Origin of the sequence: Gordonia sp. OPL2 (genome assembly GCF_003797825.1) — a bacterium.
GTDB lineage: Bacteria > Actinomycetota > Actinomycetes > Mycobacteriales > Mycobacteriaceae > Gordonia.
The window spans coordinates 62,632-85,469 of sequence record NZ_RKME01000018.1 but is presented as its reverse complement, the minus strand read 5'-3'; the positions used below and the strand labels follow the sequence as shown (position 1 = coordinate 85,469).

Annotated in this window: 24 protein-coding genes and 1 riboswitch; of the genes, 13 read left to right on the top strand and 11 right to left on the bottom strand. The window is 68.3% G+C overall.

Annotated features, from left to right (window positions below; genetic code table 11):
* Window positions 1–112 precede the first annotated feature (112 nt).
* Both EEB19_RS17055 and EEB19_RS17050 read left to right on the top strand, forming a co-directional pair.
* A complete protein-coding gene (locus tag EEB19_RS17055) occupies window positions 113–847 on the top strand; it encodes a hypothetical protein (RefSeq protein ID WP_262365729.1) in 735 nt (244 codons plus the stop codon).
* A gap of 171 nt (window positions 848–1,018) precedes the next feature.
* Window positions 1,019–1,444 (top strand): acyl-CoA thioesterase, encoded by a 426-nt coding sequence (locus tag EEB19_RS17050; protein ID WP_262365736.1) that lies wholly within the window; start codon window positions 1,019–1,021, stop codon window positions 1,442–1,444.
* 34 nt (window positions 1,445–1,478) lie between these two features.
* On the opposite strand, the gene EEB19_RS17045 is transcribed toward EEB19_RS17050, so the two are convergent.
* From EEB19_RS17045 to EEB19_RS17030, 4 genes are all read right to left on the bottom strand, one after another.
* Entirely contained in the window at window positions 1,479–1,793 is a 315-nt protein-coding gene (locus EEB19_RS17045; protein WP_187588393.1) for a multidrug efflux SMR transporter, read from the bottom strand.
* A gap of 13 nt (window positions 1,794–1,806) precedes the next feature.
* Window positions 1,807–1,870: riboswitch (guanidine-III (ykkC-III) riboswitch) on the bottom strand.
* A gap of 23 nt (window positions 1,871–1,893) precedes the next feature.
* A complete protein-coding gene (locus EEB19_RS17040) occupies window positions 1,894–2,274 on the bottom strand; it encodes a hypothetical protein (RefSeq protein ID WP_187588447.1) in 381 nt (126 codons plus the stop codon).
* A gap of 115 nt (window positions 2,275–2,389) precedes the next feature.
* A complete protein-coding gene (locus EEB19_RS17035) occupies window positions 2,390–3,049 on the bottom strand; it encodes a response regulator transcription factor (protein ID WP_187588391.1) in 660 nt (219 codons plus the stop codon).
* Complete coding sequence (locus EEB19_RS17030; RefSeq protein ID WP_187588390.1) at window positions 3,046–4,209, bottom strand: histidine kinase; 1,164 nt, start codon at window positions 4,207–4,209, stop codon at window positions 3,046–3,048. The genes EEB19_RS17035 and EEB19_RS17030 overlap by 4 nt, the downstream gene beginning before the upstream one ends.
* A 124-nt stretch (window positions 4,210–4,333) precedes the next feature.
* Between EEB19_RS17030 and EEB19_RS17025 the strand changes: the two genes are divergently transcribed.
* Window positions 4,334–5,257: an ABC transporter ATP-binding protein gene (locus tag EEB19_RS17025; RefSeq protein WP_262365728.1), complete on the top strand. Its 924-nt coding sequence runs from the start codon at window positions 4,334–4,336 to the stop codon at window positions 5,255–5,257.
* Window positions 5,254–6,078: an ABC transporter permease gene (locus EEB19_RS17020; protein ID WP_187588386.1), complete on the top strand. Its 825-nt coding sequence runs from the start codon at window positions 5,254–5,256 to the stop codon at window positions 6,076–6,078. The genes EEB19_RS17025 and EEB19_RS17020 overlap by 4 nt, the downstream gene beginning before the upstream one ends.
* 124 nt (window positions 6,079–6,202) lie before the next feature.
* On the opposite strand, the gene EEB19_RS17015 is transcribed toward EEB19_RS17020, so the two are convergent.
* Together EEB19_RS17015 and EEB19_RS17010 are read right to left on the bottom strand one after the other, a co-directional pair.
* The gene (locus EEB19_RS17015; protein WP_187588384.1) at window positions 6,203–7,258 is read right to left on the bottom strand and encodes a PHP domain-containing protein; all 1,056 of its coding nucleotides are present in this window, start codon (window positions 7,256–7,258) and stop codon (window positions 6,203–6,205) included.
* Complete coding sequence (locus EEB19_RS17010) at window positions 7,255–7,440, bottom strand: hypothetical protein (RefSeq protein ID WP_187588382.1); 186 nt, start codon at window positions 7,438–7,440, stop codon at window positions 7,255–7,257. Before EEB19_RS17010 ends, EEB19_RS17015 begins: the two co-directional genes overlap by 4 nt.
* Window positions 7,441–7,475: 35 nt before the next feature.
* Here EEB19_RS17010 and EEB19_RS17005 point away from each other — a divergent pair, with 35 nt between their 5' ends.
* Window positions 7,476–8,192 (top strand): guanylate cyclase, encoded by a 717-nt coding sequence (locus EEB19_RS17005; protein WP_187588380.1) that lies wholly within the window; start codon window positions 7,476–7,478, stop codon window positions 8,190–8,192.
* Between the two features lie 176 nt (window positions 8,193–8,368).
* Window positions 8,369–9,688: a S1C family serine protease gene (locus tag EEB19_RS17000; RefSeq protein ID WP_187588378.1), complete on the top strand. Its 1,320-nt coding sequence runs from the start codon at window positions 8,369–8,371 to the stop codon at window positions 9,686–9,688.
* A 156-nt stretch (window positions 9,689–9,844) separates the two neighbouring features.
* On the opposite strand, the gene EEB19_RS16995 is transcribed toward EEB19_RS17000, so the two are convergent.
* Window positions 9,845–10,816: an isopenicillin N synthase family oxygenase gene (locus tag EEB19_RS16995; RefSeq protein WP_187588376.1), complete on the bottom strand. Its 972-nt coding sequence runs from the start codon at window positions 10,814–10,816 to the stop codon at window positions 9,845–9,847.
* Complete coding sequence (locus EEB19_RS16990; RefSeq protein WP_262365727.1) at window positions 10,813–11,328, bottom strand: nucleoside deaminase; 516 nt, start codon at window positions 11,326–11,328, stop codon at window positions 10,813–10,815. Before EEB19_RS16990 ends, EEB19_RS16995 begins: the two co-directional genes overlap by 4 nt.
* A gap of 88 nt (window positions 11,329–11,416) precedes the next feature.
* On the opposite strand from EEB19_RS16990, the gene EEB19_RS16985 reads away from it, so the two are divergent.
* On the top strand, window positions 11,417–12,985 hold the full coding sequence (locus EEB19_RS16985; RefSeq protein ID WP_187588374.1) for a PucR family transcriptional regulator: 1,569 nt from the start codon (window positions 11,417–11,419) through the stop codon (window positions 12,983–12,985).
* Window positions 12,986–13,034: 49 nt separating this feature from the next.
* Here EEB19_RS16985 and EEB19_RS16980 read toward each other — a convergent pair whose 3' ends face one another.
* Window positions 13,035–14,450, bottom strand: a complete 1,416-nt coding sequence (locus EEB19_RS16980; RefSeq protein ID WP_187588372.1) for a cytosine permease — start codon at window positions 14,448–14,450, stop codon at window positions 13,035–13,037.
* A 151-nt stretch (window positions 14,451–14,601) separates the two neighbouring features.
* On the opposite strand from EEB19_RS16980, the gene EEB19_RS16975 reads away from it, so the two are divergent.
* Window positions 14,602–15,531, top strand: a complete 930-nt coding sequence (locus EEB19_RS16975) for a saccharopine dehydrogenase (protein ID WP_187588370.1) — start codon at window positions 14,602–14,604, stop codon at window positions 15,529–15,531.
* A 5-nt stretch (window positions 15,532–15,536) separates the two neighbouring features.
* Here the strand turns inward: EEB19_RS16975 and EEB19_RS16970 are convergent, their stop codons facing one another.
* Window positions 15,537–16,961 (bottom strand): amino acid permease, encoded by a 1,425-nt coding sequence (locus EEB19_RS16970; RefSeq protein WP_262365726.1) that lies wholly within the window; start codon window positions 16,959–16,961, stop codon window positions 15,537–15,539.
* 172 nt (window positions 16,962–17,133) lie between these two features.
* On the bottom strand, window positions 17,134–17,586 hold the full coding sequence (gene cynS, locus EEB19_RS16965) for a cyanase (protein ID WP_187588368.1): 453 nt from the start codon (window positions 17,584–17,586) through the stop codon (window positions 17,134–17,136).
* Between the two features lie 149 nt (window positions 17,587–17,735).
* Here cynS and EEB19_RS16960 point away from each other — a divergent pair, with 149 nt between their 5' ends.
* The 5 genes from EEB19_RS16960 to EEB19_RS16940 all read left to right on the top strand — a co-directional run bounded on the left by EEB19_RS16960 (window position 17,736) and on the right by EEB19_RS16940 (window position 22,744).
* The gene (locus tag EEB19_RS16960; RefSeq protein ID WP_187588366.1) at window positions 17,736–19,157 is read left to right on the top strand and encodes a diacylglycerol kinase family protein; all 1,422 of its coding nucleotides are present in this window, start codon (window positions 17,736–17,738) and stop codon (window positions 19,155–19,157) included.
* 62 nt (window positions 19,158–19,219) lie between these two features.
* Window positions 19,220–19,984 (top strand): class I SAM-dependent methyltransferase, encoded by a 765-nt coding sequence (locus EEB19_RS16955; RefSeq protein ID WP_187588364.1) that lies wholly within the window; start codon window positions 19,220–19,222, stop codon window positions 19,982–19,984.
* Window positions 19,985–19,997: 13 nt separating this feature from the next.
* A complete protein-coding gene (locus tag EEB19_RS16950) occupies window positions 19,998–20,351 on the top strand; it encodes a Fe-S protein (protein WP_187588362.1) in 354 nt (117 codons plus the stop codon).
* Window positions 20,352–20,495: 144 nt separating this feature from the next.
* Window positions 20,496–21,728 (top strand): cyclopropane-fatty-acyl-phospholipid synthase family protein, encoded by a 1,233-nt coding sequence (locus EEB19_RS16945; RefSeq protein ID WP_187588360.1) that lies wholly within the window; start codon window positions 20,496–20,498, stop codon window positions 21,726–21,728.
* Window positions 21,729–21,856: 128 nt separating this feature from the next.
* Window positions 21,857–22,744, top strand: coding sequence for a formate/nitrite transporter family protein (locus EEB19_RS16940; RefSeq protein ID WP_187588357.1), 888 nt, complete (start codon window positions 21,857–21,859; stop codon window positions 22,742–22,744).
* Window positions 22,745–22,838: the final 94 nt, after the last annotated feature.

Genomic DNA, 22,838 nt, shown 5'->3' with positions numbered 1-22,838 from the left:
CGGCGTTCCACACCGCCGACGACCGACCGCCCAACACCGCACGACCCATCCGGTGATCTCCCCCACGCGAACCCCGTATGCCAGAGCAACACGTTCAACAACGGAGGTACTCGTGAGCACACGCACGCACGGTCGTCATCGCGCGCCGCAACGGCGATCGCGGATGGCGACCTGGGTGGCCGCCGGGTCGGCACCCGCCGTCCTGGCGTTCGCCGGAGCCGGCATCGCCTCGGCGGCGTCGGGCACCGATCATCGGTACGACGCAGCACGTCCCGTCGCCGACCACGCCGACGCCGACGCGAACCGCGTCGGACCGGGGACACGTCCACTACCCCAGGGGCGCTCCCTGCAGCCGGTCGACTTCGGCGCGCTGCACGCCCCGACGCCTGCGGCACCGGTCCGGCCCATCGCACCGCCGACCGGCACCGTTCGCATCGGAGATGTGCAGGCGCCGGCCCCCCAGTGGTTGCCCGCCGAGCAGACCGACCAGGTCAATGACGCAGCCGCCGGGGCCGAGGCTCAGATCGCGACCGTCGGTGATTCCGTCGGGCTCGACCCGGCCCGCTCGGATCGGGTGGCCGCGGCGACCGTCGCCGGCGCAGCCACCGGCGCCGCGGTGGCCACGGGTACCATCGGCGCGCCGCTGGCGGCCGCCGGCGGGGTGGTCGGCGGTGTCGCCGGACTTGTCGCGGGCGTCCCCTTCCTGCCGGCGGGCCTCGTCGTCGGTCCGGTCGCCGGAGCCGCCATCGGTGCGGCCGTGACCGCTGCGCCGTTCACCGCCATCGGCGCGGGGGTCGGTGCCGGCGTCGGACTCGCCCAGGGTCTCGCGGAGCCGCCGCGGCGCTGACCGGTTCCCTCTCCCCGACTCCCCGGCACAACCCGTCGGTAGCTGACAAGGTGATGTGCGATCACCTCACTCAGTCGACGGGAGCAGCGGATGGAGATCACCGAGGAGACCGGCGGTGGGACCCGGATCGACACCGGGGCCGACTCCGGCGGCGACCGGATCAGTCTGTCGATGTCGTTGTTGATGACACCCGACATGGCCAACTTCGCCGGCAACGTGCACGGCGGGACGCTGCTCAAACTGCTCGACCAGGTGGCATATGCCTGCGCGAGCAGATACTCGCGGCGTTACGCCGTCACGTTGTCGGTGGACCGGGTGATCTTCCGCGAGCCGATCCGGGTGGGTGAGGTCCTCACCCTGTCGGCGTCGGTCAACTACACCGGACGCACGTCGATGGAGGTCGGCATCCGGGTGGACACGGAGAACGTGCTCACCGGTGAACGCCGGCACACCAACAGCTGCTACTTCACCATGGTGGCGACCGACGACGACGGCAGACCGCACCCGGTCCCGCAACTCGTCCCGGTCACCGACGTCCAACAACGCCGCTTCCGGGAGGCGCAGGACCGACGCGCGGCGCTGCGATCCGCTCAGTGATCGGCGGAGGTTCGCGGTCGGTGTGGGTGACGGCTCAGCCGGCCATCTTGAGTCCGACGACACCGCCGACGATCGCCACGATGCACACGACCTTGATCACGCTGACCGACTCCTCGCCGGTCATCATCGCGTAGACGACGGTCAGGGTCGCGCCGATCCCGACCCAGACCGCATAGGCGGTGCCGGTGGGCAATTCACGCATCGCGTAGGCGAGTCCACCCATGCTCGCGACGAGCGCGGCGGCGAAGACAACGCTCGGCGCCAGCTTGGTGAAACCCTCGGACTTGCCCATCGCGGTCGCCCAGACCGCTTCGAGCACACCGGAGATGACGAGAACGAGCCACGACATGGCACAGACCTCCACGCCACCGTCTTGTCGCGGGCCGGGTACGGCGGGCTCGTCCGGATTGTCATCGTCGACCCGTCCAGGGTAGCAACGTCGGCCGCGATCAGGCCTCCGGCGAGTCGTCCTCGTCGAGCGCGCTCACCGCGATGCCGTACGGCAGGAAGCGGACCTTGCGGCGCGGATCAGTGTTGTGTTTGTTGGCGCGCAGCGCATCGAGTTCGGTGGCGTAGACCTGTTCGACACGCGCCCCGCCGTCGTCGCTCACCACGAAGACGGCCCAGACCCCGGTGCCTGTCTCCCCGGTGGTCTCCGGCTCGGGACGGGGGCTGCGTCCGGTCTCGGAGAACAGCGTCGACCACGTGGCCTGCCCGCCGGGGTTGGACAGGAACTTGCCGACCATGTCGCGGACGCCGTCCGAGGCCTCGCGGGCGAATCTGTCGAAGTCCTCCGGGCTCATCCCGAACGGTCCGTTGTTCTCCGCCATCGTGTCCTCCTGAGGTAGCGGGTCGGCGTCGGCGTGACCTGACGCCGTGTGGCCTCCAGTGTCCACAGAATCGGACATGCCCGCCACCGGCCGTATCCTGCCCGGACGACGCCCGTCAGGCCAGGCCGGCATCATGCAGCAGGATCGCCACCTGCACCCGGTTCGAGGTACCGAGTTTGGTGAAGATGTGCGAGATGTGGGCCTTCACGGTCGCTACGCTCATGTACAGCTGCGCGGCGATCTCCGCGTTCGACGCACCCGTGGCCAGGCAGATCGCGACGTCGCGCTCACGCCCGGTCAGCACGGCCAGCGCGGCGTGGGCGTCGGTGGTGCGCCCGGCCGCACCGGCATCGCCGGCGACCACCTGTTTGATCAGCGCCGCCGTCACCGACGGACTCAGTGCCGGCTGCCCGCCGAGCACGTTCTTGATCGCGGCGACGATGTCGTGTGGCGGGGTGTCCTTGAGCAGGAAGCCGTCCGCGCCGACCGCGAGCGCCCGGACGACGTAGTCGTCGGCATCGAATGTAGTCAGCACGATGACCGCGGGAGGGACGTCGAGCGCCTTCAGCGCGGTCGTGGCGGCGATCCCGTCCATCACCGGCATCCGCAGGTCCATCAACAGCATGTCGACCGGATCTGTCGCATACCGGTCCACCGCCTCCTGACCGTTCCCGGCCTCGGCGACCACGTCGAGGTCGGCGTCACCGCCGAGCAGCAGGCGCAGGCCGGAACGGACGAGCGGATCGTCGTCGACGATCATGATGCGCGCGGTCATGATTGCCACGGTAGCCAGACGTGCAGGACGAAGTGACGATCGTCGGTGCGTAGCGCCGACTGCCGGCCACCGCTGAGTGCCACGCGCTCGGCGACGCCGACCAGACCGAGTCCCGACCGTGGCAGCGCCATGTCGTCGGCACGAAGGGGCAGAGGATTGTCGACGAGCAGATCGACGCCCGCCTCCTCGTCACCCTTGATACGGACGGTGACCGTCGCGGCGGGGGCGTGTTTGCGGGCGTTGGTCAAGGCCTCCTGCAGGCACCGGTACAGAGTGCGGAACCTGGCGGGCGACATCTGCGTCAGATCGGCGGAGCAGTGATACTCGATCCGCATTCCGCTGGCACGGTTCTCCTCGACGAGGACCTCGAGATCCTCCGGAAGTGCTTGCGGCTGTTCCGGTTCGGCGTCACCCGGCCCCTCCCGCAGAACACCGAGCACCTCGCGGAGCTCGGTCAGCGCCCGATGGGACGTCTCACGGATGGTCTGCGCGGTGTCGCGGATCTGGGCGCGATCGAGGTCGTCGCGGTAGGACAATGCGCCCGCATACATGCTGATCGTCGAGATCCGGTGTGCCAGGACATCATGCATCTCCCGGGCGATCCGCGCCCGCTCGACCGACCGGGCCTGCCGGACCTCCGCGTCCCGTTCGGCCTCGGCCAGCATCGCCCGCGCGCGCCAGCTCGCGAGCAGTTCGCGGCGCGACCCGATGTACATACCCCAGGCCACCATCGTCGCGATGACCGCCACCATGATCCCGTAGCGCAAGACCAGTGGTTCCTCGACGTCGGGGACATTGAAGAACTCCTCGCCGAGGACACCACACACGAGGGACAGACCGACCTGCGGGATGATCTCGCGCCACTGACGTCGGGTGGAGAGCGAGACCATCGCGAGCGCACCGGCCCCGGCCGAACTGGTGGACACCATGCTCGCGACGTTCCCGAGGGTGGCGACCGCCACCGGATGGGATCGGCGCCACCAGACCGCGATGTAGGTGAGCACGCCGAGGCCCAGATCCAACACGAACCACCAGCGTGCGTGTTCCCATTGATATCCGACGCGGGTGCCCCAGGCGATGCCGGAGATCAGCAGCATGAGGCTCAACCGCCAGATGTGGCTCCACCACGTCAATGTCGGCTGATAGTCCTCGGGTCGCACACCCCTACCGTAATCGGCGGTTCCTCGGGGTCACCTCATCCCGTCGGCCACACCCGCCTCCGACTTCGGTAGGGGGTCGGCATGGCCTCCCGTCCGATGTGCACGGGCACCCCGCCCGAGCACGATGGACGACATGATCACCGTCGAGAACCTCACCAAGAGATACGGCGACCACACGGCCGTCGATGATGTCTCGTTCGCCTGCGCGCCCGGACAGGTCACCGGCTTCCTCGGACCCAACGGGGCGGGGAAGTCGACGACCATGCGCATCATCGCCGGACTGACCCCACCCACCTCCGGTTCGGCGACCGTCGGCGGGAAGTCGTACCGGGAGATCCCCAATCCGGCAACGCAGGTCGGTGTGCTGCTCGATGCGTCGGCCCAGCACGCCGGCCGGACCGGGGCCGAGATCCTGCGACTGAGCGCGATGACGCTGGGCGTCCCACGCTCTCGCGTCGACGAGATGCTGGAGATGGTGAGTCTCACCCCGACCGAGGCGGATCGCCGGGTGCGCAACTACTCGCTGGGCATGCGCCAGCGACTCGGCATCGCCAACGCACTGCTCGGCGACCCGCACATCCTCATCCTCGACGAACCGGCGAACGGTCTCGACCCGGCCGGCATCCACTGGATGCGCACCCTGCTCCGCGATTACGCGAATCGCGGTGGCACCGTTCTGCTCTCCTCGCACCTGCTGCACGAGATCGAGATCATCGCCGACGAGATCCTGGTCATCGGGCAGGGCCGGATCGTCGCCCAGGGCACCAAATCCGAGCTGCTGGCCGCCGGTGGGACCCGCGTCCGATCGCTCGACGACTCTGCTCTCGCCACCGCGCTCGGGTCGGCAGGGATCGACGCCACACCGTCCGACGGCGGCGGCTTCACCACCGCGGCGTCGCCGGAGGACGTCGGCCGGGTCGCCGCCGCCACCGGCATCGTGCTGGTGGAGCTCCGTCCCGGAGACGGTGCACAGCTCGAAGAGATGTTCCTGCAACTCACCGCACAGACCCAGCGTGAACAACCCGTCCTCCAGGGAGCTCCGTCATGACCACCGCCCACGCCCACAGCGCACCCGCCCGCGACACCGCCGGCGGCGCACGACCCGACCGGCGCAGCTCACCGATCCCGCTGACACGCCTGACCGCCGTCGAACTCCGCAAGCTCGTCGACACCCGAGCCGGCTTCTGGCTCACCGCGTCGATCGGCGTGATCTCGGTGGTGGTCGTCGTCGCGATGCTCATCGCCAACCGCACAAGTCCCGAGAACCTCACCTACGGACAGTTCTTCGGGATGATGAACATCCCCACCGGGGTGATCCTGCCGATCCTCGCCATCCTCCTGGTGACCGGGGAATGGAGCCAGCGGACCGCGCTCACCACGTTCACCATGGAGCCACGCCGCGAACGTGTCGTCGGCGCCAAGCTCTTGGCTGCGCTGATCGCCGGGGTCGGGGCCGTCGCCCTGTCGCTGGTACTCGGGGCCGTCGGCAACGTGATCGCAGGCATCGTCTACACCGATCCGGCCGGGTCCTGGTCGTTCACCGCGGCCGGACTGGTGAACTCGGCCATCCTGCAGATCTTCGGTCTGCTGCTCGGATTCGGTTTCGCCGCACTGATTCTCAACACGCCCGGAGCGATCGTCGCCTACTTCGCGATGCCGACCGCGCTCACCCTGGTGAGTGAACTCGTACCGTGGTTCAAGGACAACCTCGGCGAGTGGGTCGACACCAGCGCCACCAATGCCCCGTTCCAGTCCGGTGACTGGGCGACGGGCGGCGAATGGACGCGCCTGGTCGTGTCCGCAGTCGTGTGGATCGCCATCCCATTGACGCTGGGGGTGATCCGCGTACTGCGCTCGGAGGTCAAATAGTTCGGACATGGTCCGAACCGAACGACCACCGTGCGCGAAACGTCGACCGGTGGGCCTGCCCCCGAAGGCCCGCCGGTCGGCGTCTTTCGTGTCCGCAGGGTGCACCCCACCATCGGGGGGCGAACTATCGGGACACCCACTCCAGCAGTCGATCCACGGGCCAGGTGGTGACGATCCGGTCGGCGTCGATGCCGAGCCGTTCAGCCCGCTCCGCACCGAGCGCCTTGAAATCGAGCTGGCCCGGCGCATGGGCATCGGAGTCGATCGCGAACAGACATCCGAGGTCACGGGCGAGCTCGATGAGCTCGTCGGGTGGGTCGACACGCTCCGGACGCGAATTGATCTCCACCGCCGTCTGATTGTCGAGACAGGCCCCGAACACCGCGCGCGCGTCGAAAACCGACTGGGGCCGGGCGCCACGACCGGAGCCGACGCGACGACCCGTGCAATGCCCGAGCACGTTCACCCGCGGATCGGACGCCGCGGCGACCATCCGTCGGGTCATCGGCGCGGCATCCATTCGCAGCTTGGAATGCACCGACGCCGTGACGATGTCGAGTCGTGCCAGCATCTCGTCGGTCTGGTCGAGCGCGCCGTCGTCGAGGATGTCCACCTCGATCCCGCTCAGAATGCGGCAGCTCCCGTCACCGCGGCCGCGTTCGCCGTTGAGCTCCTCGATCCGCCCGATCTGCTGGTCGAGCCGTTCGGCACTCAACCCGTTGGCGACCGTCAGACGCGGCGAGTGATCGGTGATGGCGATCCATTCGTGGCCGAGAGCTGTTGCCGCGGCGGCCATCTCCTCGAGCGGCGCGCCGCCGTCGCTCCACTCGGTGTGGGCGTGCAGGTCCCCGCGGATCGTGCGGTAGAGATCGTCTCCCCCGTCGGCGAGTGAGACCGGCGCTGCACCCTGCAGATCGGCGAGGTACCGGGGAAGCCGTCCGTCCACCGCCTCGGCGATGACCTCCGCGGTGGTCTTGCCGACCCCCGGGATGTCGGTCAGGGTCCGCGCCGATGTCCGCCGGGCGAGCTCGTCGCGACCGACACCGCGAGCCGCGGCCGCGGCCTTTCGGAACGCCTCCACACGATAGGTGCTCTGCCGATCCCGCTCGAGCAGCCAGGAGATGCGGGTCAGGGCAGTCACCGGATCGACCGGCGCCTCGAGCGCCGCAAGCGGATTCACGGCGCCTCGTCGCCGCCGTCGACGTCGCGTGCATTCGCCTCGGCATGACGACGGTGCAGCCGCTCCCGGACATCGTCGGCACTGTAGGAATTGCGTTGGCGTTGATCGCGGGCGACGAGCACGCCACCCGCAGCGACGCCGACGGCACCGGCCAGACCCAACCATTTCCATGCGCTGCGCATGTGCCCGAGGATAGTTGCTGTTCTACCCTGCCCATGTGCGTACAGGACACGACCTCACCGGCGCAGGAGCAGGGATCGGCCTCGAGGAGGCGCTCGAGGCGACCCGCACCGGCGACGTCTGGCTGTTCCGTGGCCGGTCAGGTCCTGACCGGGCGATCCAGACGCTGACCAACGCACCGGTCAACCACGTCGCCATGACCGTGGCCATCGACGACCTGCCGCCGCTGCTGTGGCATGCCGAACTCGGCGACAAGCTGACCGATGTGTGGACCGGCGACCATCATCGCGGCGTCCAGCTCCACGACGGACGCGAAGCGGTGATGCAGTGGATGGACCGCTACGGTCAGGACTGCTGGCTCCGGCAACTGACGCCCGACGTCACGACAGCCCAGGAGGATGCCCTCCTGAAGGTGATCGCCCGATTGGACGGCACGCCGTTCCCGGCGACCGCCCGGCTCGCCGGGCGCTGGTTCCGCGGCCGAGTCCCCAACAGTGTGGACCTCGTACGCGGCATCCCTGTCCTCGACCGCCGCGCCCGCGAACGACGCGCCCGCCGCCACGAGCAGACGGCGTCGCTGCAGGCCGCCTATTGCGCCGAGGTCGTGGCGATCACCTACGCCGAGATCGGTCTGCTCGACACGACGAAGGACTCGAACTGGTTCGACCCCGGGCGGTTCTGGAGCGGCGACGACCTCCCCCTGATCTCGGGTTCCCGCCTGGGCGACGAGATCGCGGTGCGTCGAGACCGCTGAACCCGACATGGCCGTCATCTCTGCGGGGCAAGGATTCCGGCTACGTCTGCGGCAGATCGGAAGTGTCGCGGGCGGAAGGTTTCTCGGATTTCCCTGAGAACCCGGCCAGCGAACTGCCAGGAAATCGCTACCTTCTCTCTTGCCCTTCTCTCATACCGGCCCGGCATCGTGGTGTCGTGAACGAATCCCAGCCGACCGACGGACATTCCAGCCCGGTCACCGAACCCCTCCACCAGCAGGGTCCCCATCTCCCGCCGTATCAGCCGTGGGACAGTCATGCCGGCGCAGCGTATCCGCCGCCCGCCCCCGCCCGTCAGCGTGGTGGGATGACGAAGCCGATCATCGCCACCGCTCTCCTCGCCGGTCTGATCGGTGGAGCCGTCGGCGTCGGCGGCAGCGCCCTCCTCGACCACGACTCGACGTCGTCTGTGCCGGTGCTCAATTCGCAACCCGCGGATGCGGCCAACGCCGCCGACGTGAAGCCCGGCTCGGTGACCTATGCGGCGCAGGTCGCCTCGAAGTCGGCCGCCGACATCAAGGTCGAGACGTCCCAGGGCACCGCGGTCGGCAGCGGGATCGTGCTCTCCCCCGACGGATACGTGCTGACCAATCACCACGTCGTCGCCGCCGCAGGTCAGGGCAGCACGATTCAGGTGACGACCAGCGACGGCGCGACCCACAGCGCGAAGGTCACCGGCTCCTCCCCCTCCTATGACCTCGCCGTGATCAAACTCGACGGCGCCTCCGGGCTCACCCCGGCCGCACTCGGCGACTCGAGCAGCCTGCAGGTCGGCGAGCAGGTCGTCGCCGTCGGCAGCCCCGAGAACCTCTCCAACACGGTCACATCGGGCATTGTCAGCGCACTGTCGCGGACGGTGACCGCCGGTGACGAGAGCGGCTCCGGACTGACCGTCTACAACGGACTGCAGACCGACACCCCGATCAATCCCGGCAATTCGGGTGGGCCGCTGGTGAATCTGCAGGGCCAGGTCGTCGGCGTGAACTCCGCCGTCGACACCGGGCAGGCCGCGAACGGAGGCCCGCAGGCCTACGGCCTGGGCTTCGCGATCCCGGTCAATGCGGCGAAGCGGGTCGCCAACGAGTTGCTCCAGGACGGAAAGGCCACCAAACCCGTTCTCGGCGTGTCGGGTTCACTCGCATCAGAGAGCAAGACCACCGGCGCCCAGATCACCTCGGTCCAGCGGGACGGCGCGGCAGCCGACGCGGGCATCAAGTCCGGTGACGTCGTCACCAAGATCGGAAACACCCCGATCAGCAACTACGCAGATCTGATGGCGCAGGTCCTGACCCACTCGCCGGGCGAGACGGTGCCGGTCACCATCGGCTCCGGCGACGACGCGCGGACCGTCCAGGTGAAGCTGGGCAGCACGGTGGACAAGGAACAGACCACCATTCCCGAATCCGGCGACGGCGGCCAGTCCGGCCGGCCTCAATCGCCCTTCGGAGGCGGCAGCCCCTTCGGGCTGGTGCCCTGACAAGACCCCGGGGAGCGGGGCGGCTCCGTCGATCATCGGATCGGCGGAGCCGTTTGTCGTCTCCGCCCGGACGGTCGGCCTGACTGCTCTGTGCCACATCGCTCGGTGCCCGCTTGCTCGGTGCCCGATCGTGGTGCTTCCCGGTAGATCTCCGGGTCAGCCGACGGTGATCGCGTCGAGTCGCTCCTTGATGAACTCGCCGGAGACCACCGGTGGCAGACCGGCTCGCCGCCCGATCGGAGGTTCGATGGGCGTCACGACGGCGTCGTGGTCGAGTTCGTAGAAGAAGATCAGGGACACGAGATCCTCTTCCGGGGCATCGACCTGCGGCGGCAGGACGCGGTGACGCCCCGCCGGCCACCGGCCACCCGACCAGTACTCGAGCAGATCGCCGATGTTGATCGTCAGCGCCGACGGATCGTACGGCGCATCCGCCCAACCCCCCTCGTCGCTGTAGACCTGCAGACCTCCGGCGCCCGGCTCCCGGTCGAGGACGGTCACCGTCCCGAAGTCGGTGTGCGGTCCGATGCGGAACTGTCCGGGTTCGGGTTCGCCCACCACCGCCATCGGTGGATAGTGGTTGATGTTCGAGGTCCAGGTCGCGTTGCCGGCCAGGCCGCGAAACGGATTCGCGGAGCCCGAGAGTCCCAGCGACGCGGACATCAGCGCCAACAGATCGTCCGACAGCGCCTTCACCTGAGCCGTCCAGGTCGTGAACAACTCACGCAAGTGTGGTGCCTCCGCGGGCCACACGTCCGGGGCGAACCAGTAGTCGTCCACGTCGGGAATTCCCACCGGCGTCTGCGCACCCGAGTTGTAGGTCTCCTTGAGGTCCGGGGGTGTATCGGTGCCCTCGGAGTACCCGTTGGCCTCCATGCCCGGCCCGATCCACCCCCGCCCACCGACACCGACCGCGTACTGCGACTTGACCTCGGAGGGCAGCGCGAAGAACTCACGTGCCGCCGCTCGGAGCGCAGCGGGCAGCCCCGGGTCGATCCCATGGCCCGTGACCAGCAGGAAGCCGGCCTTCTGCAACGACTCGTCGACTGCCGCGCACACCTGGTCGGCGGCCGGCCCGCCCGCGCGCCACTGAGACAGGTCGACGGTGAGGATGGGACTGCGGGTCATGCGGGGCCTCCGGCGGTGTCGATGGGGTCGCCGTCGGCGTCCGGCACCCCGATGTCCTCGTTCCACAGCGCCGGGTACGTCTGGATGAAGTCGGTCATCATCGTGGTGCACCGCTCGTCGTCGACGATCGTGACGGGGATGCCGAGGTCGATCAGCCACTGTTCACCACCGCTGAACGTGCGATTCTCGCCGACGACGACAGCTCCGATTCCGAACTGTCGGATGAGTCCACTGCAGTACCAGCACGGCGCCAGGGTGGTGACCATGATGGTCGACGAATAGTCGCGCTGCCGCCCCGCCGCCCGGAACGCATCGGTCTCACCGTGGACCGACGGGTCCGCTTGTTGCACACGGCGATTGCGTCCCTCTCCCAGCATCGTGCCGTCGGCGGCGACGAGGGCCGCGCCGATCGGGATCCCGCCCTCGTCGAGGCCGAGACGGGCCTGCCGATAGGCGGTGTCGAGCAGGACGGCCGGATCGAGTCCCGACAGGGCGTCGGTGCGGATGCTCATGCATCGAGCGTGCCCGCCACCGCGTGCCGCGACAACTGACAGTCCGTCGCCCTGCGATGAACCCCAGACGTGCATATCGTCTGACGGCATGACGTCGACACCCGCTTTCCCGACCCTCCGGCAGGTCATCGACCGGCATCTGCGACGAGCGGATCCGCACGTGCTGACCGCCCACGACCGTCTCGACGTGTCCGTCGGCTGGGTGCATTCGAGCGAGATCTTCGAGATCGGTCCGCTCCTGGCGGGTGGCGAGCTCCTCCTGACCACCGGGCTCGGACTCGGCGGACTCGACGCCGGGACCCGCCGGCACTACGTCCGCGACCTCGCCGAGCGCGGGGTCGCGGGCCTCGCGTTCGAGATCGGTCGCACCTTCGACGCCGTTCCCGACGAGATGCTGCGCGAGGGATCCTCGGCACGCCTCCCGATCATCGAACTGCGACGCGTGTTGCCGTTCATCGAGGTCTGCCGCGAGGCCAACACGGCCATCGTCTCCGGCGAACTCGCGGGACTGCGGCTGCGCTCGGAACTCGATGACGCGCTGCACCGGGACCTGACCGGCGCCGGCGGGGTGGCCGGCATGCTCGCCCATGTCGCGACGGTGACCGGTCGGTCCGTCGTACTGGTCGGCTCCGGGGGCGCCCTCCTCGCGGCCCACGGCGTGGACGACGACCGATCGGCCTGGCGCATCGTCGATTCGGCGGTCGCGTCGGCTCCGGTCGAGGTTCGCGGACGTGACATCGCGCGATTGGTCGCGGGCCCCGGCACGGCCGGCGCACCCGGCGTGCCCGACGATCAGGTGGCGACCCTGCTGTCGGTGGCCGCCGGCCCGCTGGCCTCGGCGCTCACGCGTTCGGGCACACGCGGCTCCGCGCTCGGCACCCGGCTGGTGTCCGAACTCGTCGCCGGCCGCCCCATTCGTCGCGCCGACCTGCTCTCGCGGATGGCGGGTTCCGGTGTGCCGGTGTCGGATTCCGTCGTGCTGGTCACCGTCGCCGCCGAGGCGCCGGACCCGCGGATGGCCGAGGCGATCCTGTCACGCGTCGCGGCGTCGGCCGGTACGGTGCTCGCCACCGTCGACGCCACGGTGTACGCCCTTGTCGCGGTGACGGTCTCCCCCACCGGCGACGACCCGGTCGAGCGTGTCGCCGCGGCCATCGCCGCCGCTGTCGACCCGAGTGCACGGATCACGGCGGTTGTCGGTGACGGTCTTCACCTCGGCGCCGTCCCATCGGGCCTGGAACTGTCCGCGGCCATCAGCGGATCATTGATCCGCAACGCGGGACGACTCGACGGCGCCACGACCCGGGGCGGCCGGAGTGTGTTCACCGGGCGCGAGCTGGCGGTCGACGCCGCTGTCCGGACAACCGATCCGGCCGTCCGACAGGAACTTCTCGAACTGGTGGGACCACTCACCGCGCATGACGCCGTCCACTCGTCCCGTCTGATCGTCACCCTGGAGACCCACCTTCGGCACGGGTGCAGCGCGACGCGGTCGGCCGAGGCACTGCACATCGGCCGCCAGAGTCTGTATCAGCGCCTCGAGCGAATCCGCGGTCTCCTCGGCTTCGATCCGACCTCGGCGGCGATGTATCCGTCGATGTTGCTGGCGCTCAGCACCTTTCGTGCGAGCGACCGACTGTCGGACGATCGCCGATGACGACGGTGGCCGGCGACTCCCGTGAGAACCGCTGCGGCCGAGGTACGCCTCAGTGGTACGCGGTCTCCGAGCGGGCGACCGTGCGGCGGGCCAGCACGAGGTAGCCGACGAACGCGAGGGCGAACCCGACGAATGCACCGACGTCACCGAGTTCCGGGACCGCTCGGACGACGAAGCCGACGAATCGTTCCTGATTGCAGAACAGCAGGACCGATGCGGCGAGCGCGATCACGAAGGCCGCCACGCCGCCCCAGTTGGTGTAGCGGGTGTCGTAGAGCATCGCCAACGACGGTGGCTCCCGGCGCAGCAGGCGGTCGGCGAAGACCACCCCCAGCCACGGTCCGATCCAGTAGGCGACCAGGAGCAGGAAGGCCTCATACGATGCGGCGGCGTCGGCCAGCGCCCACCAGGCGACGAGGAATCCGACGACACCGAAGAACACGCTGACCAGCGCACGCTGCAGTCCTACCGGGAGCCGGAAGCCCATGGTGACGAACGCCATCGCCCCCGAGTAGACGTTGATCGCGTTGGCGGCGACGGCGCCGACGGCGATCGCGAGCAAGGTGAGATCGGCGACGGCCGAGGGAAGATTCGCGGTGAAGGCCTCGGTCGGGTTGTCCGATGCGGGATCACCGATGGTGACCGAGGCGGCGCCGACCACCATCAGGAACGTGCACGAGAGGAACAAACCCGCCGACGCGAACAGGCCGGTCTGCATCTTCGACACCGTCGGCGGGAGGTAGCGCGTGTAGTCGGCGGCGTACGGGGTCCAGCCGGCCGTGTAACCGAAGGCGGCGCCCACGGTCAGCAGGAAGCCTCCCATCGAGAATCCGCCGTCCGCGGCGGGAGCCGACACGTGAGATTTGCTGAAGATGATGACGGCCGCGATCACGAAGACAACGGCCAGCACGGGTGCCGCCAACCGCTCGAACCGCTGCACGAGATTGTGGCCGAAGAACGCGAACGCGGTCTGCGCCACCACGATCACGACGAGGCCGAGCAACGGCGTGATCCCGAACAGGGTGGAGAGCGCGAATGCGCCGCTGACGCTGTTCGTGGCGAACCACCCGACCCCGCACATGATCGCCATGAAGGTCGCCGGCAGCACGTTGCCGCGGTATCCGAAGGACAAGCGCCCCAGAACCATCTGCGGCACACCGTGCAGTGGCCCCTCCGCCGACAACAGGAAGTGCGCGATGGCACCGAGTAGGTTGCCGAGTGCCATCGCGACGACGGCCTGCCAGAACGACAGGCCGAAGTAGAGGATCGAGATCACGCCGACGAAGATGGTCGCGAACTCGAGGTTCGGTGCGGTCCAGGTCCAGAACAGCCCGCGTGGCGAGCCGTGCCGCGCGTCGAGCGGGATGGGCTCGTTACCTCCCGGCTCGACGGCGAGCACCTTGTCGCCGTAGCCGGCCTGCGGAGCCGCCGCGTCGGGATCGTGGATGGGTGCACCGAGGGTCATGGCGCAACTCTGCTGCCCCGACGACGGTCCGGCAACCGACGGAATGTCCGGTGCGGGCCGCGTAGTGGTAGACAGATCGACCGCACCCGTCGCCGACCCAAGTACCGATCGTTCGTGGTGTGGTCGAGGGAGGACCGGTACGGTGACCGGAATGAGAGCTCTCGTCCTCGGGGGTCGTGGCGCGGTCGGGAGCGTCGTCGGCGCGGAATTGGGCGCCCTGGGACACGACGTCGTGCCGACCGGTCGATCCGTCGGAATCCGCGGCCTGCGGATCGATCTCCGGACACCGCCCGGTCTCCGTACGCTCGCCTCCGCCGCGGCCGATCACGACGTCGTCGTCAATGCCTCAGGCATCGAGGACGTCGCCATTCGCCAGGCGTGCGAGGCGATTCCATTCGTCGACATGTCGGCATCGGGTGACTATCTCGACCGGCTGGCCGACCTACCGGTCCCGACGGCGACCGTACTCGGCGCGGGACTCGCGCCCGGTCTGACCACCGTGCTGGTCGCCGCGCTCGACCACCGGCCCGGCGACTCGGTCGACGTGGCGATCCTCCTCGGTTCCGGTGAAACCCATGGTGCGGCCGCGGTGGCGTGGACGGCCGGCCTCGCCGGGCGGGCCCTGTACGCCGCGCCGGAGCCGTCGCCGGTGGTCAACTTCCGCGAACGCCGCCGCTTCGATGCCGGCAGCGGCCCGTGCACCTACCTGCGGGCCGACTTCCCCGATCACGTTCTCGTCGGACATCCCGGCGGTATCTCCGTCCGCAGCTATCTGGCGCTCGGCGATCGCCTGTCCACGATCGGCCTGGGCATCGTCGGACGGCTGCCACGGCTTCGTCCGCTGCTCGATCGCGCACCTCATCTGGGCGATGACAGGTGGAGTGTCGTAGTGGCCAACCGTCGAGCAGGACAACAGATCTCGGCTGTCGGACGCGGTCAGTCGACGACGACGGGAAGGTTGGTCGCCCGCGCGGCGATCGCCGCCGCGACGTCGTCGTCTCTCGGCCCGGTCACGATGGCCGATGTGATGGACGCCGACGACCTGCGATCGGTGCCCGGTGTCCGGATCGACCTGGGCTGACGCGTTCAGGTCCCGCCGCCGGCGCCCACCTCGACGTCCCTGTCCTGCCCCGCGTGACGGCGCTGCACCGCGACCCCGAGGATCACGATGATCACCAGGGACAGCACCGAGAAGCCGATCGCCTGACGTTGGTCGTCGTCGAACACCATGAGGACGAGCACGCCCACGATGAACGCCATGACCACGATCGTCAGGTACGGGAACAGCCACATCCGCACGGCAGGTCGCTGCCCGTCGGCGCGGATCGTCCGCCCGAGCACGAGCTGGCTGGCCGACACGCTGAGGTAGACGAACAGCGCGACAGCACCGCTCGTGGACAGCAGATAGCCGAAGATCTTGTCCGGCAGCGCATAGTTGCCGATGACGGCGACGAAGCCGACCACCATCGACGCGAGGACCGCGACCCACGGCACCCCGGCGGACGTCAACCTCTTGACGGCCTGCGGTGCGTCGTGGCGGCTGCCGAGTGAGTAGAGCATCCGCGATGCGGTGTAGAGCGCGGAGTTCAGACACGACGCCACGGCCGTGAGGATCACGATGTCCATGATCAACGCCGACCCGGGAATGCCGATCGCCTCCAACACCGATTGGTAGGACCCGTCGTCGAGTTGGTCGTAGGGCATCAGGGCGACGACCACGAAGATCGACCCGATGTAGAACAGCGAGATCCGCCAGATGACCGAGTTGACCGCCTTGGTGATCCCCCGCTCCGGGTTCGGCGATTCGGCGGCTGCGATCGTCACGATCTCGGTGCCCATGAACGAGAACATCGTCACGAGCATCCCGGCGATGACCGCGCCGAAACCGTTGGGCATGAACCCATCCGGCTCCCACAGGTGGTGTATTCCGCTGACCTCCGAACTCGGGATGAGGCCGAGGATGGCCAGCAGGCCGATCGCGATGAACGCGACGATGGCGACCACCTTGATGAGCGCGAACCAGAACTCGAACTCGCCGTAGTTGCCGACGCTGATCAGGTTCGTGACGGTCAACGCGACGGTGACTGCCAAAGCCCAGATCCATTGGGCGCCACCCACGAGATTCGTGAGGATCTCCGCCGCGGCCGTCGCCTCCACGGGAATCACCAGCACCCAGAACCACCAGTACAACCAGCCGACCGAGAAGCCGGCCCACCGGCCGAGGGCGCGATCGGCGTACACCGAGAAGGACCCGGTGTCGGGACTCGACGTCGCCATCTCCCCGAGCATGCGCATCACGAGCACCACCAGGGAGCCGGCCAACGCGTAGGAGATGAGAACCGCCGGCCCGGCTTCCTCGATCGCGTTCGCCGAACCGACGAAGAGGCCCGCGCCGATCACGCCGGCGATGGAGATCATGGTGATGTGACGGGGTTTGAGGCCCGAGCCGAGCTGCCCCGGCGGTGCGTCGCCGGAGGCTGTGGCGTCCTGGGGTGGATGGAAATCCGTCATCGTCAGATCGGTCCCCTCTGCGCGACCGATGTGCGCCGATCGCGCGTATTGTCCGAGTTCGGTGCCGTGATCGACGGCGCCGGGTGCCGGCCGGGTGTGGCCGACGACAGACTCTACGACCGGCCGATCGGCATCGTGGCGGTTTCGCCGATCAGCATGGTTCGCCGCGCGTTCACCAGCGGTAATCGAGGAATTTTCCGTCGAAGGTCACCACGACGCGATCACCGTCCGGGTCGGCACGGCGGGCGATGTCGACCTTGAAGTTGATCGCGCTCATGATGCCGTCGCCGAACTCCTCGTGGATGAGCTCCTTGAGGGCAGGGCCGTACACCGCGAGCGCCTCGTGGAAGCGGTAGATGGTCGGGTCCGATGCCGCGGCGTCGTGGGCGACCCGGGTCGGCTGGCGTGTGAGGCTCTCGACGACGCCCTCCCCGAGTCCGAGTAGCTCGCATACCAGGGTGGCCTTGTCGGCAGGCACCGGATGCTGACCGAGCAGTGCCGCAACGGTCCAGACGAGCGGCGCGTCGATCCTCTCGGCGATGTCGGCCCAGGAGAGTCCTTGCCGTATCCGGGCCGCGACGATCAGTTCGGCGGCATCGTCCTTCGGCATGATGGGCGCGTTCATGGCAGTTCCTCTCGGTGGGGGTCGGATCGATCAACCTTCACCCGCCACGGATCACGGCGCCACGCGACCGGCGGCATCGGAACCGTCTCCGGGGCGTTGTGCCATGTCAGCTCGGGTAATCTCGAGACTGTGACCGAATGCACACCGGCATGGCCGCGCACGATGAGACCGCGGTGACGCCGGGCGGAAACCCGTTGTCGCAGACCAACCGGGAACGCACGGGCGCCGGCAGCCGCCCCACACCCGGCCGCCGTCTGAGCGCGATCATCGCACTCGCGGCGATCGCCTCGTGTGCCGTGCTGATCCTGCTCTTCCTCATCCACAGTGGGGTTCACATCGTGCTCGGCCTCGCCGGTGTGGCACTCGCCGGCGCCGGGGCGTGGTGGATGGTGACCGAAGCGGGACGTCGGCGGATCGGTGGAACGATCGCCGTCGTGCTCGGTTTCGTGATCGTCGCGACGTCGCTGGCACTCGCGCTCAGCGGAGCCGACACCGTGGTGATCCGGCTGGGGGCGATGGTCATCCTGATGGGAGTCGCCTCGGCCGGCACGCGATACGCGCTTGTACCCGAACTCCACGAGCTCGACCGAGAACGGCGAACTCACCATCCACGGCGGCCGGTGCTGATCTGCAATCCACGCTCCGGGGACGGAAAGGTCGAGCGCTTCGGCCTGGTGTCCGCCGCACACGAGATGGGCGTGGAGACAGTCGTTCTCGAACCGGGCGACGACCTCGAGAAATTGGCCCGTGACGCGATCGCGCGCGGCGCGGACTGCCTCGGGATGGCCGGCGGGGACGGGTCACAGGCACTGGTCGCCTCGGTCGCCGTCGAGCACGACGTGCCCTTCGTGTGCGTCAGCGCGGGCACCCGCAATCACTTCGCACTCGATCTCGGCCTCCACCGGGACGATCCGCGTACGACGCTGCGGGCCTTCGGCGACGCCGTCGAGCGGCGGGTGGACCATGCCACCGTCAACGGTCGACTCTTCGTCAACAATGTGTCACTCGGGGTGTATGCGACCATCGTCCAACAGGAGTCGTACCGGGGAGAGAAGACCCAGACCGCGGCCGCGATGTTGCCCGAGTTGATCGGTCCCGACTCGACACCGTTCGACCTGCAGTTCACGACACCGTCCGGAACCGACGTCGATGGCGCCTACCTCATCATGGTGTCGAACAACCCGTACGCCACCACGGCATCGCTCGATGCGGTCACCCGGCCCCGGCTCGACACCGGCACGCTCGGGGTGATCGCCGTGTCGGCGACCACGGCCGCCGAGGCCGCCCGGTTGACCGCACGCTCGGCGCTCGGCCTCCGCCGATCGAGTCCGTACTGGCACGAGTTCGCCACGGACGCCGTGGAGATCCGCTCACGCAGCGGGACGGCTCTCGTCGGGGTCGACGGCGAGGCGGGCGAGATGCCGACGCCGCTGCGATTCCGTAGCCATCCCGGTGGTCTGCGGCTGCTGGTGCCGGCCGACAATCACGCCGTCACAGCGCTGCGCCGCGCGCGCGGCGTACACATGCGGGCGTTGCTCGACGTCGCCCGTGGCCGGCGACCGGACGTGTGACCGGCCCCGACGCGTCGACGACATCCCTTGCCCTTTCGGCGGCCCACGACGACGATGATCGGATGACGGACTGGGACGGAACGCAGTATGGCGTGGTCGGTGAACTCCAGCGGGTGATGGCCGACGAGTCCTTGCGACTCCTCGATCTCGACGGCGATGAGAAGGTGCTCGACATCGGCTGCGGCGACGGATTCGTCACCGCCCAGATCGCCGACCGCCTCCCGCACGGTTCGATCGTCGGTATCGACCCGAGTCCCCGGATGATCGAGGCCGCGCGCCGTCGTGACACCACGGCGACCTTCGACGCCGGCAACGTGATGACCGTGGACGCGAGCGGCGAATTCGATGTGGTGACATCGTTCAACGCGTTGCACTGGGTGCATGATCAGGCAACCGCGATGCGCAACATCGCCGCTGCGCTGCGACCCGACGGTCGATCACTGCTCGTGTTCGTCTGCGCCGGCCCACGACGCAGCCTCGAGGACGTCGCGATGGACGTCACCGCCGAACCCCGCTGGGTCGACGAGTTCCGGGACTTCCGAGCGCCTTTCGTCCATCCGGTTCCAGCGGAGTTCGCCGCGCTGGTCACCGCGGCCGGCCTCGAGGTGACCGATCAGACCGTCGCCGACAAGAGTTGGGACTTCGGATCGCGCGAGGCCTTCCGGGACTGGTGTGCGGTCGGATTCGGCGACTGGACCGGCCGCCTGTCACCGGCGGACGCCGATGCCTTCGTCGACGACGTCGTCGACCGCTACACCGACCTGATCGGCAGTCCCGGGACGTTCGCCTTTTATCAACTCCGGATGAATCTCCGACGCGCCCGGTAACCGGAACGACATCATGGACACGGTGCGCGACATGGTCGTTCTCGTTCACATTGTCGGCTTCGCGATCACCTTCGGTGCGTTGACGAGCGAAGCGGCGGCACGTCGCTTCCGGTTCACGCGAGTCATGGACTACGGCCTTCTCCTCTCCCTGCTGACCGGAATAGCGCTCTCCGCACCGTGGCCTGCCGGCATCGACCTGAACCATGCCAAGATCGCCGTCAAACTCGCACTCCTCGTGGCCCTGGGCGGTGTCCTCGGCATGGGCAGCGCGCGACAACGACGGTCGGGCACCGCAGTCCCGCGCCCCCTGTTCATCGCGGCCGGTTTGTTGTCGTTGACGGCCGCCGCCGTCGCCGTCATCTGGTGACCACCGGAGGCGGTGCGCGAGACTTTCCCGGTGACGCCTGCGCCTCCCGACCCATCCGACGGCATGCGCGCGCCGAACACCGGTCAGGACGTTGGCCGCCCGGGAGAACCGGGTGGCGGAGGGCGAGCGCACGGAGGAACTCACATGTCGGTTGCGTCGGAGATCGCAGAGACGCTCGCGCGTCATCTGGGCGGTGAGCTGCCGGTTCATCTGACCGCGTGGGACGGGAGTTCGGCCGGGCCGGCCGACGCCCCGCGCGTGGTGTTGTACAGCCCGGATGCGGTCCGCCGAATCCTGTGGCATCCCGGCGAACTCGGTGCCGCGCAGGCCTATGTCACCGGCGAACTCGACGTCCGCGACGATCTCGACATCGCGCTGACCCACGTCTGGGACTGGGCGCGTACTCGACAACTGCCCGGTCGGCGCGTGACCCCGCGCCTGCTGCTCGACGTGGCGCGCCTCGCGTGGCGGCTCGACGTGCTCGGTCTTCCCACCCCGGCGCCGGCGTCCCAGGCGAAGGTGCGCGGCAGGTTGCATTCGATGACCCGGGACCGTGCCGCCATCAGCCACCACTACGACCTGTCCAACGATTTCTACGAATTGATCCTCGACAGCCACATGGCGTATTCGAGCGCCTACTGGACGTCGACGGACCCCGGCTACACCCTCGACGACGCCCAGGCGGACAAGCTCGATCTCGTGTGCCGCAAGGTCGGTCTCGATCGACGGCCCGGCATGCGGCTCCTCGACATCGGTTGCGGCTGGGGATCGCTGAGTCTTCGCGCAGCCGAACAGTTCGGCGCCCAGGTCGTCGGCGTGACGATCTCGGCCGAGCAGAAGGCCTTCATCGACGCGCGGGTCGCCGAACGCGGTCTCACCGATCAGGTGGAGATCCGGGTACAGGATTACCGCGCGATCCCCGACGGACCGTTCGACGCAGTGGCCTCCGTGGAGATGGGCGAGCATGTCGGCCAACGGAACTACCCCGTGTATGCCCAGACGCTGCACGACAAGGTGGCTCCCGGCGGACTCGTGTGTATCCAGCAGATGTCGCGGCCGGCGGGCAACCATCCGGGCGGTGGGCCGTTCATCGAATCGTTCATCGCACCGGACATGTACATGCGTCCGCTCGGCCAGACCGTCGAGATGCTCGAGGATGCCGGGCTCGAGGTCCGCGACACCGAGGCCATGCGTGAGCACTACGTCCGCACCGTCGACGTCTGGTACGAGACCTTCGAGAAGAACTGGGCGCAGGTCGTCGATCTCGTCGGGGACGAGGTGGCGCGGGTTTGGCGGCTCTATCTCGTCGGTGGACGAATGGCGTTCCGTGACGGACGCATGGGTGTCGACCAGATCACTGCACGTCGGCCGGGGTGACAGCTCGACATCACAACAGCCGGCGGACATGGTGAGAAGGTCGTAACACCGGTTCGTACGGATGACACAAACGCGACATTCCGGGTGGGTTCACTGTCGGGCGATCACTGTCCACCTGAGGAGTACTCATGTCGTATGTGAAGCCGGCCGACTTCGTGAAGGCGATGGTCGACGCCGGCGAGGCGAAATCGTTCATGTCCACGCGAGACACCCTGATCCGCTCCTACATGGCCGGCGCCATCCTCGCCCTGGCCGCAGCGTTCGCGGTCACCGTCACCGTGCGGACCGGCGAGCCCCTGCTCGGCGCTGTGCTCTTCCCGGTCGGATTCTGCCTTCTCTACCTGATGGGTTTCGACCTGTTGACCGGTGTCTTCACCCTCGTCCCTCTCGCGCTCATCGACAGACGACGTGGTGTGACCTTCAGGAGCATGCTGCGCAACTTCGGTCTCGTGTTCCTCGGGAACTTCCTGGGTGCGTTCACCGTGGCGGTGATGATGGCGATCATCGTCACCTACGGCTTCAGCGTCGAACCAGACGCCATCGGTCAGCAACTCGGTCAGATCGGCGAATCACGCACCCTCGGCTACGCCGAGCACGGCGCGGCGGGCATGCTCACGCTGTTCATCCGCGGAGTCCTGTGCAACTGGATGGTCTCGACCGGTGTCGTCGCGGCGATGATGTCGACGTCGTTGACCGGCAAGGTGATCGGGATGTGGATGCCGATCATGCTGTTCTTCTACATGGGTTTCGAGCACTCCATCGTCAACATGTTCCTGTTCCCGTCCGGACTGATGCTCGGTGGAGATTTCTCGATCGGCGACTATCTCGTGTGGAACGAGATCCCCACCGTCGTAGGAAATCTGGTCGGCGGACTCACCTTCGTGGGATTGACGCTCTACATCACACACGCTCGGACCGCCCCGTCGCGCAAACTGCCCGAGGGAACCACGGAGATCGACGTGCAGGCGCCGGTGTCGGCCGAGAAGGCCGACGACTCTGCGGCTTCCCGATCGTGACGCCGGATCTCCTCGGGCACGCCTGACATGAGGTGACGGTGAACGTAACGCTGAGCGTTACGTTCACCGTCATCTGTGTTGGGGCGCGTTGCGA